Annotated in this window: 18 protein-coding genes; 12 read left to right on the top strand and 6 right to left on the bottom strand. The window is 72.4% G+C overall.

Going from position 1 to position 14,908, the window contains the following annotated elements; all coding sequences use genetic code 11:
- Positions 1-69: 69 nt before the first annotated feature.
- Positions 70-1,317: a threonine ammonia-lyase gene (ilvA, locus tag CK505_RS05170; protein WP_017832418.1), complete on the bottom strand. Its 1,248-nt coding sequence runs from the start codon at positions 1,315-1,317 to the stop codon at positions 70-72.
- A 102-nt stretch (positions 1,318-1,419) separates the two neighbouring features.
- A complete protein-coding gene (locus tag CK505_RS05175) occupies positions 1,420-2,832 on the bottom strand; it encodes an AI-2E family transporter (protein WP_095650455.1) in 1,413 nt (470 codons plus the stop codon).
- Between the two features lie 112 nt (positions 2,833-2,944).
- Between CK505_RS05175 and CK505_RS05180 the strand changes: the two genes are divergently transcribed.
- Positions 2,945-3,547, top strand: a complete 603-nt coding sequence (locus tag CK505_RS05180; protein WP_052132943.1) for a nitroreductase family protein — start codon at positions 2,945-2,947, stop codon at positions 3,545-3,547.
- 103 nt (positions 3,548-3,650) lie between these two features.
- Here CK505_RS05180 and CK505_RS05185 read toward each other — a convergent pair whose 3' ends face one another.
- Positions 3,651-4,523, bottom strand: coding sequence for a Bax inhibitor-1/YccA family protein (locus CK505_RS05185; protein ID WP_017832220.1), 873 nt, complete (start codon positions 4,521-4,523; stop codon positions 3,651-3,653).
- A gap of 213 nt (positions 4,524-4,736) precedes the next feature.
- Between CK505_RS05185 and CK505_RS05190 the strand changes: the two genes are divergently transcribed.
- From CK505_RS05190 to CK505_RS18400, 8 genes are all read left to right on the top strand, one after another.
- The gene (locus tag CK505_RS05190; protein WP_017832219.1) at positions 4,737-5,003 is read left to right on the top strand and encodes a hypothetical protein; all 267 of its coding nucleotides are present in this window, start codon (positions 4,737-4,739) and stop codon (positions 5,001-5,003) included.
- Positions 5,004-5,018: 15 nt separating this feature from the next.
- The gene (locus CK505_RS05195; protein ID WP_035927104.1) at positions 5,019-5,279 is read left to right on the top strand and encodes a hypothetical protein; all 261 of its coding nucleotides are present in this window, start codon (positions 5,019-5,021) and stop codon (positions 5,277-5,279) included.
- Positions 5,280-5,418: 139 nt separating this feature from the next.
- Positions 5,419-7,842 carry a S8 family serine peptidase gene (locus CK505_RS05200; RefSeq protein WP_141246783.1) on the top strand — a complete coding sequence of 808 codons (2,424 nt, stop codon included), beginning with the start codon at positions 5,419-5,421 and terminating at the stop codon, positions 7,840-7,842.
- 160 nt (positions 7,843-8,002) lie between these two features.
- Positions 8,003-8,836, top strand: a complete 834-nt coding sequence (locus tag CK505_RS05205; RefSeq protein WP_095650457.1) for a hypothetical protein — start codon at positions 8,003-8,005, stop codon at positions 8,834-8,836.
- A gap of 60 nt (positions 8,837-8,896) precedes the next feature.
- Positions 8,897-9,094: a hypothetical protein gene (locus CK505_RS05210; RefSeq protein WP_095650458.1), complete on the top strand. Its 198-nt coding sequence runs from the start codon at positions 8,897-8,899 to the stop codon at positions 9,092-9,094.
- A gap of 103 nt (positions 9,095-9,197) precedes the next feature.
- The gene (locus CK505_RS05215; RefSeq protein ID WP_095650459.1) at positions 9,198-9,710 is read left to right on the top strand and encodes a hypothetical protein; all 513 of its coding nucleotides are present in this window, start codon (positions 9,198-9,200) and stop codon (positions 9,708-9,710) included.
- 69 nt (positions 9,711-9,779) lie between these two features.
- Complete coding sequence (locus CK505_RS05220) at positions 9,780-9,965, top strand: hypothetical protein (RefSeq protein ID WP_095650460.1); 186 nt, start codon at positions 9,780-9,782, stop codon at positions 9,963-9,965.
- Positions 9,962-10,129, top strand: a complete 168-nt coding sequence (locus tag CK505_RS18400) for a hypothetical protein (RefSeq protein WP_176475293.1) — start codon at positions 9,962-9,964, stop codon at positions 10,127-10,129. Before CK505_RS05220 ends, CK505_RS18400 begins: the two co-directional genes overlap by 4 nt.
- 55 nt (positions 10,130-10,184) lie before the next feature.
- Here CK505_RS18400 and CK505_RS05225 read toward each other — a convergent pair whose 3' ends face one another.
- A complete protein-coding gene (locus tag CK505_RS05225) occupies positions 10,185-10,691 on the bottom strand; it encodes a hypothetical protein (RefSeq protein WP_141246784.1) in 507 nt (168 codons plus the stop codon).
- 311 nt (positions 10,692-11,002) lie between these two features.
- Here CK505_RS05225 and CK505_RS05230 point away from each other — a divergent pair, with 311 nt between their 5' ends.
- On the top strand, positions 11,003-11,761 hold the full coding sequence (locus CK505_RS05230; protein ID WP_095650462.1) for an MBL fold metallo-hydrolase: 759 nt from the start codon (positions 11,003-11,005) through the stop codon (positions 11,759-11,761).
- A gap of 89 nt (positions 11,762-11,850) precedes the next feature.
- On the opposite strand, the gene CK505_RS05235 is transcribed toward CK505_RS05230, so the two are convergent.
- Complete coding sequence (locus CK505_RS05235; RefSeq protein ID WP_255250892.1) at positions 11,851-12,186, bottom strand: hypothetical protein; 336 nt, start codon at positions 12,184-12,186, stop codon at positions 11,851-11,853.
- A 247-nt stretch (positions 12,187-12,433) separates the two neighbouring features.
- On the bottom strand, positions 12,434-12,865 hold the full coding sequence (locus tag CK505_RS05240; protein ID WP_095650464.1) for a DUF3592 domain-containing protein: 432 nt from the start codon (positions 12,863-12,865) through the stop codon (positions 12,434-12,436).
- Positions 12,866-13,139: 274 nt separating this feature from the next.
- On the opposite strand from CK505_RS05240, the gene CK505_RS05245 reads away from it, so the two are divergent.
- Positions 13,140-13,973, top strand: a complete 834-nt coding sequence (locus CK505_RS05245) for a hypothetical protein (RefSeq protein ID WP_229588194.1) — start codon at positions 13,140-13,142, stop codon at positions 13,971-13,973.
- A gap of 80 nt (positions 13,974-14,053) precedes the next feature.
- Positions 14,054-14,590, top strand: a complete 537-nt coding sequence (locus tag CK505_RS05250) for a hypothetical protein (protein WP_035927081.1) — start codon at positions 14,054-14,056, stop codon at positions 14,588-14,590.
- Positions 14,591-14,908: the final 318 nt, after the last annotated feature.

Here is a 14,908-nt window from a genome sequence, read left to right on the forward strand (position 1 = left end):
CACCGGCGCCGGTCCCCGCGGGGACCGGCGCCGTCGTCGTCGGGGGCCGGGACCGGTGCCCGGCGGCGGTCAGTGCACGACGACGGGGTGGTAGCCTTCCGCCTCGAGCGCCCGGAGGATCTGGCGGCAGTGCTCGTGCCCCTTGGTCTCCATGTCGATGGTGATGGACACGTCCCCCAGGCTGAGCGAGCCGCCGATCCGGGTGTGGTCCACGCCGGTGACGTTGGCGTCCTGGACGGCGATGAGCTCGGAGATGCGGGCGAGCTCGCCCGGGCGGTCGGTGAGCATCATCTTGATGGTCATGTACCGGCCGGCGGCGGAGAGCCCCCGCTGGATGACCTTGAGCATGAGCATGGGGTCGACGTTGCCGCCCGAGAGCACCACCACGGTGTTGCCGAGGTCCGGGTACGCGGCCTGCAGGCGGCCGTCCAGGAGGGCCGCGACGCCGACGGCGCCGGCCGGCTCCACCACGAGCTTGTTGCGCTCGAGCAGGAAGATCAGCGCCTGGGCGAGGGAGTCCTCGGAGACCGTCACGACGTCGTCGGTGAGCTCCTTGATGATGCTGAACGGCAGCTGGCCGGGCTTGCCCACGGCGATGCCGTCGGCGATGGTCGAGACCCGGTCGAGGGTCACGAGCGCGTCCCCCGCGAGGGACGGCGGGTAGGCGGCGGCGTTCTCCGCCTGCACGCCGATGAGCCGGATCGGCCGGCCGAGCTGCTCGGCGCGGGCCTTGACCGCCACGGCCATGCCGGCGAGCAGCCCCCCGCCGCCCACCCCGGTGATGACGGTGTCGACGTCGGGCACCTGCTCGAGCACCTCGAGGCCGAGCGTGCCCTGCCCGGCCACGATGTCCGGGTGGTCGAAGGGGTGGACGAACACCGCCCCGGTCGCGGTGGCGTGGCGCTGGGCCTCGGCGAGGGCCTCGTCCACGCTGGTGCCGTGCAGGATCACCTCGGCGCCGTGGTCCTGGGTCGCGGCGATCTTGGGCAGGGCAGCGCCCAGCGGCATGTAGATGCGGGCGGTGATGCCCAGCTTGGCGGCGGCGAGGGCGACCCCCTGCGCGTGGTTGCCGGCGGAGGCCGCCACGACACCGCGGGCCTTCTCCTCGTCGGTGAGCTTGGCCATCCGCACGTAGGCGCCGCGGACCTTGAAGGAGCCCGCGCGCTGCAGGTTCTCGGCCTTGAGGTTGACCTCGGAGCCGATGAGCCGCGAGAGCGCCCGGGAGTGGGTCACCGGGGTCCGGTCGATCACGCCCTCGAGGAGCGTGGCGGCGTCCTGGATGTCGGCGAGACGGACGGGCAGTTCGGCCAGGCTCACGGTGCGTCTTCTTTCCCGGTCGGTGCGTCGGTGCGGGGCCGTGCGGGACCCGCTGGGTCGTGCCACGGTGAGCGCCCGCCGGCGGCGGGCGCGGTCCTCATCCTAGTCGCTGCCCGGGGAGCGCTCCGGCGAGGCGGGAGCACCGGAACCCGCCCCCTGGCCGACCCCCTGCTCGTCGCTGCGGCCGCGGCCCTGACCCGTGCCGGCGGCGGCCCGGGCGCGGTCGTCCCGTCGGCCGCGCTTGAGCGCGGCCTGCAGCCGTTCCTTCGCGCGGGTCCGGCGGAAGCGCTGGAGCTGGGCCATGACCTGGTCGCGGGTGAGATCGTTCTTGCGCGCGTGCTTCTTGATCTCCCACGGGAAGTAGTACGGCTCCCACGGGATCTCGTCGTCCGCCTTCCATGTCCCGCCCACGAGGTAGCGCACCACCGTGTTGAGGAAGGCCATCACGGGCACCGCGAACAGGGCGCCCGCGATGCCGAAGAGGATGGTGCCGGACGCGACGGCGAGGAAGACCGCGAGGGGGTGCAGGGACACGGCCCGGCCCATCACGAGCGGCTGCAGGACGTTGGACTCGATCTGCTGCACCAGCAGCACCACGGCGAGCATGGCCAGGGCGGTGCCGAAGCCGTTGGCCACGAGGGCGACGAGCACGGCGACCGCGCCGGTGAGCACGGCGCCCACGATCGGGATGAAGGAGCCCAGGAACACGAGGATGCCGATGGGCAGGGCGAGGGGGACGCCGAGCAGCGCCGCGCCGAGTCCGATGCCCACGGCGTCCACGAACGCCACGAAGCCCTGGATGCGGGCGTACTGCACGAGCGAGGTCCAACCCCGGCGGCCGGCGCCGTTGACGGCCCGCCGCGCGCTGACCGGGAACAGCCGGACGAGGAAGAGCCAGATCCGCTCGCCGTCCATGAGGAAGAACAGCAGGGTGAAGAGCATGATGATGATGCCGGTCAGCACGTTGCCCGCCGTCGAGCCGAAGGACATGGCGCCCGAGAGGATGGCCTCGCTGTTGTCCTGGATCGTGGTGCCGAGGTCGTCGATCCAGTCGTTCACGCTGTCGGCGCTGAGGTTCAGCGGCCCGTCCTCGAGCCAGCCCAGCAGCTGCTGGGTGCCGACCACCACGTTCTCGGACAGCTGCGCGAAGCCCAGCACGATCTGCCGGCCGGCGAGCACGAGCAGACCCGTCACGAGGCCGATGAGCACGAGCACCGCGGTGCCCGAGGCCAGGCCCGCCGGCACGTGCTGTCCGCGCAACCACTTCACCAGCGGGAACAGGAGCCCGGCGAGCAGGCCGGCGATGAGCACGGGGATGATGACCACCGTGATCGTCGACAGCATGTACCCGAGCAGCCCCACGGCCGCGAGGATGATGATGAGCCGCCACGACCACGCCGCGGCCACCCGCACCGAGACCGCGACGCCACCCGCGGCGTTGCCGTGCAGCGGGGGGAGCTCGGTGCCGGGTCCCGGCCGCAGCGGCCGCTCGGCGTCGTGCGATGTCGAAGGCATGGAGCCATCTTGGCACGGCGGTCCGACCGCCGGGCGCCCCCCGGCCGGGGCCGGACGACGATTCCGCGGGCCGGTCCGGCACGCGGGGCGCGCGCGGTGGAAGACTGGCGGGATGTCACGCACTTTCCTCCGCGTTCTCGCCCAGCGCCGGCCGGCTCCCGGCCTGACCCCGGACGCTCCGCCGCGGGAGGAGCTGGAGGCCGTGCTCCGCGCCGCCGCGGGGACCGCGGCGGCCGATCCGGGCCTGAGCTGGCGGGTGGCCGTGACCACCCGCCGCTCCGCGCCGGAGCTCGCGGCCGCGCTGGCGGGGCTGACCCGGGTGCCCAACATGTCGGCGCCCTTCCCCCGGCTCAAGGGCAAGCAGCTGCGCCGGCTCGCGGCCTTCCGGGGCGCCCTGAAGTGGGCGAGCACGGGCGGCCTGGGGTGCGCGCTCGTCTTCAGCCCCGACGACACCCTGGGCATCCCGCGGAAGGAGCAGCTGAACGCGGCGCACGGGGCCCGCCCCCTGCTCGAGGCCGCATTCTGGGCCGCCGGCTGGGGCACCGTGTGGGCCCACCGGGACGGCGAGGGCGAGGACGCGGTCCGCGCGTTCTACGGGCTGACGGAGGAGGAGAAGCTGCTCGGCTGGCTGTTCGTGGGCCGCCCGCCCCGCGCCGTGGCCGCCGAGCACACGGCCACCCGTCCCACGCCCGGGCCTCGGATCTCGTACCACTGAGCCCCTCCCCCGCGTCCGCCCGCGGGTCACGGCACGACGACGGCCCGGGACCCGCGGTGCGCGGGTGCCGGGCCGTCGTGGGTGGTGCAGGCGGGGCGGGGACCTAGTTCGAGGTCATCTCCCGGATGATCGCCAGGATGCGCAGGATCTCGACGTAGGTCCAGATCAGCGTGACCGTCAGGCCGAAGGCCGCGGACCAGGCCATCTTCTCGGGGACGCCGACCTCGACACCGCGCTTGATGTTGTCGAAGTCCAGCACGAAGCTGTAGGCCGCGAGCAGGATGGCCACGGCGCCGATGAGCAGGCCCAGCCAGGGGCCGAGCGGGCTGTCCGTGCGGATGTTGAAGCCGAACAGCAGCACCGCGCCCAGGTTGACCAGCGCGAAGACGGCGTAGGCCATGAGCGCGACCATGAAGATCTTGGTGGCGCGCGGGGAGGCCCGGACCTTGCCGGAGCGGAAGAGCACGAGCACCGAGACGAACACGGCGATGGTGCCGATGACGGCCTGCACCACGATGCCCGGGTACATGGCCTCGAACATCCCCGAGATGCCGCCCAGGAACATGCCCTGGAACAGGCCGTAGGCGAGGATCAGCGCGGGCGAGGGCTCGCGCTTGAAGGCGTTGACCAGGCCGAGGACGAGACCGACGAGGGCGCCGGGGATGGTGAGGATCGGCATGATCCAGCCGGCGAGCGCGCCGACGACCACGGCACCGAGCACCGTGGCGGTGCGCATGATGACGTCGTCGTAGGTCATCCGGCCGGTCTGGTTCGTCCCGGCGGCCGGGGCGTTGTACATCGAGTCCAGGCGCTCGGCCGAGTACGGGGCGCCCTGCTGGTAGCCGGTCCGTCCGTAGCCGGGCTGCTGCTGGTAGGGGGTTCCGTAGGAGGTCTGTCCGTACTGGTTCCCGTGGGACTGGGCGCTGCCTGCGCCCGGCTTCGAGAGATCGCGGAGAAGCGGGTTACCGCCGGCCATTGAGGGGTCCTTCCGTGGCACTGATGTGCGAGATGTGCGACCAGCGTAGCAAGGCCTGCCTGACGAAAGCATGAGAACTGCTGTGCTTAAGCCGAGGGCGTGCGGGCGGCCCGGCCGGCGCGGGCCCCGGCCCCCAGGAGAGCGGACAGACAGGTCTTTGCTGGTGCACACATGCTGGGGAGAACGACCGCTGTCCCGATCCGGAGGCCCCTCATGCCCGAGTCCCCCGCCCACTGGGTGCCGCTGGCCGCGATCCCGGTGCTGCTCGCCGTCGGGGCCCTGGCCGTCCTGCACTGGAGCCGCTACCTCGGGGCGATCGGCCGGCTGGAGCGCGCGCGGACCTCTCCGGACGCCGCCCCGGCGACCGCCGCCTGGCTCGAGCTCCGCAGCGAGGAGCACTACCGCCGGGCCTACAGGCTCACCTGGGCGGTGGCCGCGGTGCTCGCCGTGGGCCTGACCGCCGCCGTCCTCGCGGGCTGAGCGGCGGCACGCCCCGTGGTCCCGCTGCCCGGAGCCGTCCTCCTCTACGGCTGCCTCGTCGTCGCCGGGGCGGGCGCCACTGCCCTGTGGAGCCTCGTCCAGGTCGCGCTCGACCTGGCCCCGGCCGCCCGCCGCCGGTCCCGCGGCGCCCGCGCCTCCGCGCGGAGGCACCTGGGCCGCGCGACGTCCGCGACCGCCGTGGCCCTGCTGACCGCGGGCGTCCCCTCGCTGCTGCGCCATCTCGAGTGGCTCGCCGTGCTGGTGGGGACGGCCTGAACCGCCCCGACGGGACCGTGGGCCGACGGGGCTGGCGTCACACTTCGTGATGAAGCCGTGATCTTGTTTTAGATCTGTTCGCATTGATTTGCATGTGAGAACCTTTTCCGGGATCCCCCCAGCCCCCAGGAGTTCGCCCATGCAACGATCCATGCTCGCCCCCACCCTGTCCGCCCTCTCCCTGGCCCTCGTGCTGGCTCCTCTCACGCCCGCGACCGCCGCCCCCGCCGAGAACGCCACGACCCTGTCCGCCCAGCAGGTCAGCGCCGAGGCCCCGCCCGAGATCACCGACCGGATGATCGTCAAGTACCGCACCCCCGTGACCGACGCCGAGTCGGAGCAGGTCGTCGAGGACGCCGCCGCCGAGGCCCACGTCCCGGAGGCCGAGGACACCACCGAGGTCCGGACCACCGGCGACGGCGCGGCCGTCGTCGAGCTGGCCGGCGAGGTCTCGACCGACCAGGCCGAGAAGCTGGCCGAGGAGCTCACCAAGGACCCGGCCGTGGCCTACGCCGAGCCCGACCGGCTCGTCTCGACCGCCCGGATCCCGGGCTCGGACGAGGCGGAGCCGGAGGACATGGGCTCCGTCGCCGCGACCGCCGCGGACCCGGGCGTCCCGTCCCTGTGGGCACTCACCAACCTGCGCGCCTTCGAGGCGTGGGACACCGCCACCGGCAAGGGCGTGACCGTCGGGGTCGTCGACACAGGCTTCGCCAACCACCCCGACCTGGACTCCCAGACCATCGGCGGCTACGACTTCGTCTCCACGGCCGCTCTCGGCAACGACGGCAACGGCCGGGACGCGGACCCGCGGGACCCGGGCACCTACTCCACGGCCGGCCAGTGCTACGCCGGCTCCGCGGCCACCAACTCCATCTGGCACGGCACGCACGTGGCCGGCACCGTGGCCGCCAAGCGGGACAGCTACGGCACCGTGGGCATCGCCCCCGACGCCACCCTGCTCAACGCCCGGGCCCTGGGCGCGTGCGGCTTCGGCTACGTCTCCGACATGGCCGACGCCGTGCGCTGGCTGGCCGGCGACGCCGTGGCCGGGGCCCCCGCCCCGCGCAAGCGCGCCGACGTGATCAACATGTCCCTGTCCATGGGCGGGGGGTGCCCGGCCACGCTGCAGAACGCCATCAACACCGCCTGGTTCCGGAACATCCCGGTGGCCGTGGCCGCGGGCAACAGCGGCCGCCCGGCGATCGAGTACGCCCCGGGCAACTGCTACAACGTCATCACGGTCGGGGCCATCGGCTCGGACCGGGTGCGGGCCAGCTACTCCAACCACGGCGGCGCCGTGGACATCTACGCCCCGGGCCACCACATCCTGTCCGCGGGCAACACGGGCACCCGGGGACCGGTCGCGCCCAACAGCCGCTTCGACTACGGCACGTCGATGGCCACCCCGCACGTGGCCGGGACCCTGGCCCTGCTCAAGCAGAAGAACCCGACGCTGAGCTCCGACCAGTACAAGCAGCTGATCCTCGACTCCGGGGACGCCTGGGACAGCCTCCCCGGGGGCAAGACGCTGAACTCCCACGACGCGCTGTGGATCACGAAGGCCGCCGACACCGCCGCACCGGCCGCGCCCACCCCGACCTACACCACCAAGGGCGCGATCGGGGCCCTGTACCAGCGGATCAAGAGCCAGACCGGGGCCCCGACCTCCCACGAGCAGGCCGTCGCCGGCGGGGTCCGCCAGAGCTTCGCCAAGGGCACCATCTACTGGTCCTCGGCCACCGGCGCCTACTGGGTGCGGGGCGGCGTCGAGACCGCCTACAAGCGCAACGGCACCGCCGCCGGCGTCCTGCGCTTCCCCCGTTCGGACGAGAAGTCCAACGGCATCGGCGGGGCCTACCAGCTGTTCCAGAACGGCCGGATCCTCTGGTCCTCCCGCACCGGGGCCCACGCTTTGACCGGGGACATCGAGACGGTCTTCGCCGCGGCGGGCAACGAGAAGGGCGCCCTGGGCTACCCCACCGCGGACCGGCGGAGCAACGGCATCGGCGGGTTCTACCAGACCTTCCAGAAGGGCCGCATCCTCTGGAGCTCCGCCCACGGCGCCCACCCGATCACCGGCGCCACCAGCGCGGCCTACTCACGGGCCGGCAGCGAGCGCGGGTCGCTGGGCTACCCCACGTCCGGGGCCGTCGCCGACGGACGGGGCGGCACCTCCCAGTCCTTCCAGAAGGGCCGGATCGTCTGGAGCGCCGCCGGCGGGGCGCACGCCCTCAAGGGCTCGATCGGCGCCCAGCACAACCGCTCCGGCGGCACGGCCGGTGCCCTGGGCTACCCCACCACCGACGAGGCGTCCACCGGCACGGGCGGCGTCTACCAGGTGTTCCAGAAGGGCCGGATCTACTGGAGCCCCAGGACCTACGCCCAGGAGACCAAGGGCTCGATCGGCAACGCCTACGTGGCGCTCGGCGGCACGAAGAGCCGCCTGGGCTTCCCCCGGACGGGTGAGATCACCCGCGCCGACCGCTCCGTGGTGCAGTACTACCAGGGCGGTTCCATCACCTGGCGCCCGGGAGGATCCATCCGGATCGACTACCGCTGACCCGGCACCGGTCCCGCCGCGGCCCCGCTCCGTCCTGTCGGAGCGGGGCCGCGGCGCGTCCGGCGCCCTGCTGGGCACCGCACGCGCCGAGGTCCCGGAGTCCACGCGCCGGCCGCCCCACCGGTCCCGCCACCGGCGTCCCCGCAGTAGAGTCACGCCCATGGGGACTCTGCTGTACGAGTGGATGACGGCGCGCCAGGCCGCGGACGCGCTCGACGCGTACCTCGCCGAGCGCGGTCCGGCACTCGAGCGCCTGCGCGCGGCACTGGCCGAGCACGGCCTGGAGCCCGACGAGATGCTCGACGGCTCCCTCTACTCCTTGTCCCCGCTGTGGGCCTGGATCAGCGCCCGGGCCTCCGAGCTCGGCGTGGACCCGCGTCCGCTCGCCGAGGACCCCACCCGCCCCGCGTGGCCGAGCTGGGCCCGGCACGGCAAGCTCGTGGACCCGCACCCGCCGGCCGCCACCATCGCGCTGCTGGACGGCTTCGTCTCCTACCTCGAGCAGCTCGTCGGCGACGCGGCACCGGAGGCGACCTGGCAGGTCGGCGAGCACCTGATCGCCGACCACCCGCTGCTCAACTACCCGGTGCTGGGCTCGGAGCACCACCAGGTCTTCCTCCCCGGCATCCCGCTCTACAGCGCCTACCAGTCCGCCCACGGGCGCGCCCCGATGACCGGGACGGAGATGCTCGCCCACATCCGCCGGACCGTGGACGCCCTCCACGGCGAGGGCCCGGAGGCCGCCGCCGTCGAAGAGCCGCTGGTGACGGTGGTCGCCGAGGTCGACTGCTTCGACGTGGGGCTGCGCGAGGACATCCCGACCCTGCACCCGCAGGTCGTGGAGCAGCTGATCGACGAGCTGTGCGACCGCGACGGCGTCGAGTCGGTGCACCGGTACGGGCCCGCCGCGCTGGTCGTGGACGTCTCCGGCTGGGACGAGCTGCGGCTGAAGCTGTGGTGCACGCTGTGGCTGCAGCGCCACCTGCCGCGCTGAGACACACCTCCGGGCAGGTGCTCGGCCGCCTGGACCGCCCGTTCCCCCTACCGTGGCGAGGTGGACCCGCTGACGCAGCACACCCCGTGGCGGCCGGTGCTGCTCATCGAGTTCCTGGTCGCCCGGCTCCTGGTGCCGCAGCCGCCGTGGGCGGCGTTCGCCGTCGTCATCGGTGCCCTGGCTGTCACCCAGGTCGTGCGGGCGCGGCACGCCTGGGCCTGCCTCCGCGCGCTGCACACCACCGGCCGCACCGGCTGAGGATCCGTGCGCCACGCCTGGCTCACCACTCATGTGTGCGGAGACGGCACCGGCGCTGCTGACTACGCTGTCCCCACGGGTGGTCCGAGGGCGGGGGTGGCGCGTGAGCACGGAGGGGATCGGCGACGCCGGCAGTGCCGGTGCGCCGCGCGAGCGGTGGGCGTTCCGGTGGTGGTGGATCCCGGCGTACTTCGCCACCACCTTCGTCCTCGACACGGTAGGCACGGCGGTGTGGGACTGGGTGCTCGCCACCGGCGGGTACGGACTGTCCAATGCCGTCGCCGGGCTGATCACTCTGACGGTGTGCTTCGTGATGCACTCCCGCACCCGGGCCAGGCACCAGAAGCTCGAGGAAGAGGGCGACCCGGAGGTGCTGCCGCGGACCACCGACTACGTGACCACGGCGACACCGACGGTGGTGCTGTGCTGGATGGCCGGGGTGGTGGCCTGGGCGGTGACCGTGCTGCTGCTCGTCGTGGCCGGATTCTCCTCGGCCTGGGTGATCGGACCCATCATCGGGACGGCGTTCATCCTGGGTGCTCGGACGGAGTCCGCTCACGCCAGGACGATGGACGCCCTCCGCGGGATCCCGCCGGCGCCGGCCGCCCCCGAATGAGGGGTCAGACCGTCCTGGTTGCTGCGTGGCACGATGCGAGGACCACGACGGCGATCCGGGAGGTCCACTTTGTCGAGACGAGCCAAGCTGCTGACGCTGGACGTCGTCATCCTCATCGCCTGGGTCATCGGGATCCGTCTCATTCTCGGGGAGTGGGACTGGTTCATCACGGGCATCGGCGCCGTGTTCCTGGGGACCCGGATGGCCTGGGACGCCCGGCCCCGCCGCGACCCGGGGATGGAGGCGTCCCGATGACGCAGGACCGGCGAGGTCGCCGCGGCGGAGTGTTTCCGGCGCATGGTGCGGCGGCGGCGTCGAGCCCAGCACGCGCGCAGGAGCAAGGAAGCGTCGTGACCGCATCCGAGGACCGGCCCGACGAGGAGCCCGACGACGAAGACGTCGGCGAAGGCGTGCTGTGAGAGGCGTCGCGCTCGGGATCTGCGCCGGAAACACCAGGACGGGGAGGAATAGCGCTCAGTCCAGCAGCATCCCGGCCGGCATCTGCCCGACATCGCCCAGCGCCCCGAAGAAGAACACCCTGGCCAGCAGCACCAGCACCGGACCGATCAGTCCCAGGGCCAGGATCCAGGACCGTGCACGGAACACCTCGGCGTAGATCTCCGCGGTCTCACCGCGAGCCGCACCGATCCGCCAGCTGCGATGGACGCTGCGTGCCATCTTCTCCGACATAAAGCGTGCCTGAGCGTAGAAGATCGCGAACAGGGCCAGTGCCCCAACAGGGGCTACGGTCGCGAAGACCGACGGATTGGCGTAGAGCACCTGGAGCATCAGCATCACGGTGAACACCACGCTCATCGCCAGGATCGCGACGTGGAAGGACGTCACCGCCAGCGAGGCGGCCACCTTCGGGACCTCCCGCGGGGTGGACGACAGACGTGCCGCGATCGGTCTGCGCGCGAGGGTGAGCACGATGTTGGCGGTCACCACGAGGAACAGCGGAGCCATGACGGCGATGCCCACGTGAGGCTCCCTCCAGGTCGGCCCGGCAGTGCTCTCCACCGGCACTCCTCAGCCTAGGAGTTGCAGTTGTGAACCGCTGTCCGCACTGCTGCGGTCTACCCGATCGGTCCCCGAGGATTCCTCGGAGATCTTCGCCGGCGAGCCCGGCGCACTCCGGCCCGGGTCGGTAGCCGCCGGTGGTGAGTTCTCGAAGGATCGGCTTGGTGGCGTACTTTCGGGCCCGTTGCGCGTCCCCATCGGATGAGCTGGGCCGGCTTCCGTGACACCCTGTACATCACTGCCTTCAACCTCGCCCAGGAGCTTCGAGCCGCATGACCCGATGGACCACCGCGGAGAACCTGCACGACCTGGGCTCCGGCACCACCCTGGTGACCGGCCCCGCCGCCAACTGGCTGATCCTGCGCGAAGGCAGCAGCTGCACCCTGATCGACTGCGGCTACCCCGGTGACCGCACGCTCGTCGACGCCTCCCTGCGGGCGGCCGGGGTGCCCGGCCTGCCCGACGCCGTGGTCATCACCCACGCCCACGCCGACCACATCGGCACCCTGGGCCGCTTCGTCGCCGCCGGCGTCCCGGTGCACTGCTCGGCCGCCGAGGTGCCGAACATGGCCGGCACCGCCCGCGAGCAGATCGGGCCCAAGGAGTCCCTCCCCCGCGCTGCCCGCTCGTGGAAGTGGCTCACCTGGAGCATCCACGCCATCCGGGTCGGCGGCCTCAAGGACGTCACCGTGGACCCCGAGGCGCTCACTCCTTTCACCCCCGACGCGACCGCCCTGGACGTCCCCGGGAGCCCGCGCCCGGTGGCGACCACCGGACACACCTCCGGGCACACCTCCTACCTCATCGGTGGCACCGGGGTGCTCGCCTCCGGCGACGCGGTGATCACCGACCACATGGTCGCCGAGAAGCACGGTGTCCCGCAGCTTCTCGCCGACCCGTTCCACCACGATCTGCCGACCGCATCGCGGACCGCGGTCCGGCTGCTCTCCGACACGGACTTCGACGTCCTGGCACCGGGCCACGGCCCGCCCCTGCGCGTGCCGGCCGGCCGGCGTCTGTCGATCCACTAGAGCGCCCGCGCCTCGTGTGCTCGAGGTGGTCCGCTCGGGTCCCGACAGCTTCGACGGCGCCGGCAGATGCCGCGGCCTGCGGTCATCCGCTACGAGGGCAGGCTCCCGCTGGTGCCGGGCGCGGGGACGCCGCGTTGCTTGCGCACCCTGGACGCGCGGTGCTCGTCCCTGGCCATCCTGAAGGTGTACCAGCCGAGGAGTCCCCCGATCCCGGTGAGGAACAGGGCGCTCCACATCGGCGGATCGCCCTGCGCCACGGGGGCGACGAGCAGCACCAAGGAGAAGACGACGCCGATCCAGAGCACCGTCGTCACGATGCCCATGCCCCACCAGGTGCTGACCTGCACATGGCCGCGGCCCGGGGTGAACCCGATCTCGTCACCCGCGTAGCTGTGCAGCGCGCCGGTGGCCGTCGTGCGGAGCACCCGCTTCTCACCTCTCGCCAGCGCCTGCTGGTGCTCTGCCCGTATGGCGTCATCACGCCGCTGGCGGTCCTGCATCATGGCCTGTCCTCGCTGATGAGTGGGATGAACGGTGGGGCGCGCAAGCGCAGCGGCTACTTCTCTCCCGGTTGCCGCTGCCCGGGCATGACGCCCGCGTCTGCTCATCGGTTCGGCGGCCGGGGCCGCCATCGACTGGAGAGCGGCCCCCTCCACGAGGGACAGGTTGTGGTCATGGCAGTGGGAGGACGGTGATGAACCAGAACAGGACGGCGGCGAAGACGACGAAGAACGGGATGAGGCAGCCCAACGCGACCCTCGTCTGGTTCGAGACCTGGAAGGACTCCGTCGGGTCCTCCGGGTTGTAGGCCACCTCCACGACCGTCCCCGGCACAGGCCGTGCGCCGCAGGAGATCTCCGAGGCCCCGGTGAACGCTGTGCCTTGCAGGTCGGCGAACCGGTACGTGGGCCAGAAGCGGCGTGACCGGCTGGTGCTGCCGACGCCGCTGGTCCAGCCGGCCCGGCTGCCGGTCACGGTGGCCTCCGCCCTCGGCCAGTGGGCGGTCAGCCGCTCGTGCCGCCTGTTCTTCCGGACCGTGTGGACGACGGAGCCGGCGGCCCCGGCGACGAACAGCGCCCAGACCGCGTACAGCACGGTGCTCACCCGGGCATCCCAGAACCGCCGCGCACCAGCGGGGCGGCGGGCATCGTCGATGCCTGACCGGAGTCGAGGACGCAGGGAGCGCAGCAGAGGGCTCGTCGGGGGTCGGCCATGGTCTCAAGCTATCCTCCCACCCGCCGTTGTCCCCGCACCCCCGGGCTGTCACGCACACGGAGGGTGGCAGCCGGGAGGCCTTCAGCACGATCCGCCTGGTCGGCTGGCCGCGAAGCGCACCAGAGGTTCCGCAGCTTGCGAACCCGGCAGTAGGGTCACGCCCATGGGAGACCAGCCGTACGAATCGATGGACGCGCGCCAGACCGCCGACGCCCTCGACGTCTACCTCGCCGAACGCGAACCGGCCCTGGAGAGGCTTCGCGCAGCACTGACCGGCGCCGGCTTGGACACGCGTGAGACGCTCGACGGGTCCCTCTACTCCGTCTCCCCGCTGTGGGCATGGCTCACCGCTCGGGCCGCGCGGCTCGGCGTCGACCCGCGGTCACTGGAAGACGATGCCACCCGCCCCTCCTGGCCGTCCTGGGCACGCCACGGACGACTCGTGGACCCGCACCCACCGGTCGCCACGATCGCACTCGTCGACGGCTTCGCCACCTACCTCGGCCAGCTCCTGACCGCCGCGGTCCCCGCTGCGTCCTGGCAGGTCGGTGAGCACCGCATCAGTGACCACCCGCTGCTGAACTACCCGGTGCTCGCCTCGGACCACCACCAGATCTTCCTGCCGGCCCTGCCGCTCTACAGCGTCTACCAGTCGGCCCACGGCCGCGATCCGATGTCCGGCACCGAGATGCGCACCCACGTCCAGCGGACCGTCGACGCTCTGAACGGGCGAGGACCGGAGGCCGCTGCCGTCGACGAGCCGCTGGTGACGGTCGTCGCCGAGCTCGACTGCTTCGACCTGGGCCTGCGCGAAGACATCCCGGCCGAGCGCCCGGAGATCGTGCCCCTGCTGATCTCCGAGCTGTGCGATCGCGACGGCGTCGTATCGGTCCACCGGTACGGACCCGCCGCCCTGATCGTCGACGTCCCCGGCTGGGACGAGCTGCGCCTGAAGATGTGGTGCACCCTGTGGCTGCAGCGGAACCTCCTGCGATGACCCGCCGGCGTCACGATCTCCGCCGCCGGCCTCGTGGCCGTGCGCGCCGGCGCCCGGACGGGGCCGGTAGCCTCGGCACCATGAACGAGTCCGCCCAGCAGACCGCCGAGGTGCCCGTGCCGACCGGCGGCCAGGTCCTCGCCCGCGCCGTGCCGGCGGCCGCCGTGCTCACGGTCGGGTTCCCAGCCCTGGTCCACTGGGGACTGGACGACAGCGGTACCGCACGCAGCCCCTGGGTCACCTTCGGACCGGCTCTGCTCCTGGGACTGGCGCTCATCGTGCAGCGCCTCGTCCAGGCGCCCCGTGCCCGCCTCGACGTCCACCAGGACAAGGGAGCGCTGCGCCGATCGATCGGGATCACCGCCTCCTCCGGTCTGGTCCCGGACGATCCGGGCACCCGCGTCGCCGCCGGGGTGCTGGCTTGCACTCAGCTGGAGTCGGCGACCACGATCGTGGCCGGGATCGCCGGCGTCGTCGCCGTCTGGATCCTGCGCACCGAGACGTGGTGGGCGGTGACCGCCGTCCTGATGATGCTGATCGCAGTGGTCCCGGTCCTCCGCGCCCGCCGCGGCTGGGCCTACCTGGACGCCCTGCACGCCGCCGAGCGCACCGGCTGACGGCCTGCTGCCCCGGCGGGGCACTAGGGTGACGGACATGACAAGCCGTACGTCCGCAGCCCTGGCTGCCGCCGCCGTGCTGCTGATGATCACAGCCTGCGGCCCGTCAACGGAGTCCTCATCGGCTACCTCGGTCGACCTCGAAACGTGGGCGGCCAACACCCTTCCTGCTGTCGCCGAGGGAGGATTCTCCATCGCCGGCAGCACCGGCACCGACGGCAGTCGCGCCACCGGTTCGACGACCGATGTGGAGCCCGGGTGGTACGCGGTCACGATGGCGTGCGCACCGGCTGACCCGGGGGCTGACGCCGATCTATC

It is taken from the genome of Kocuria sp. WN036, assembly GCF_002287015.1.
Lineage (GTDB): Bacteria > Actinomycetota > Actinomycetes > Actinomycetales > Micrococcaceae > Kocuria > Kocuria rosea.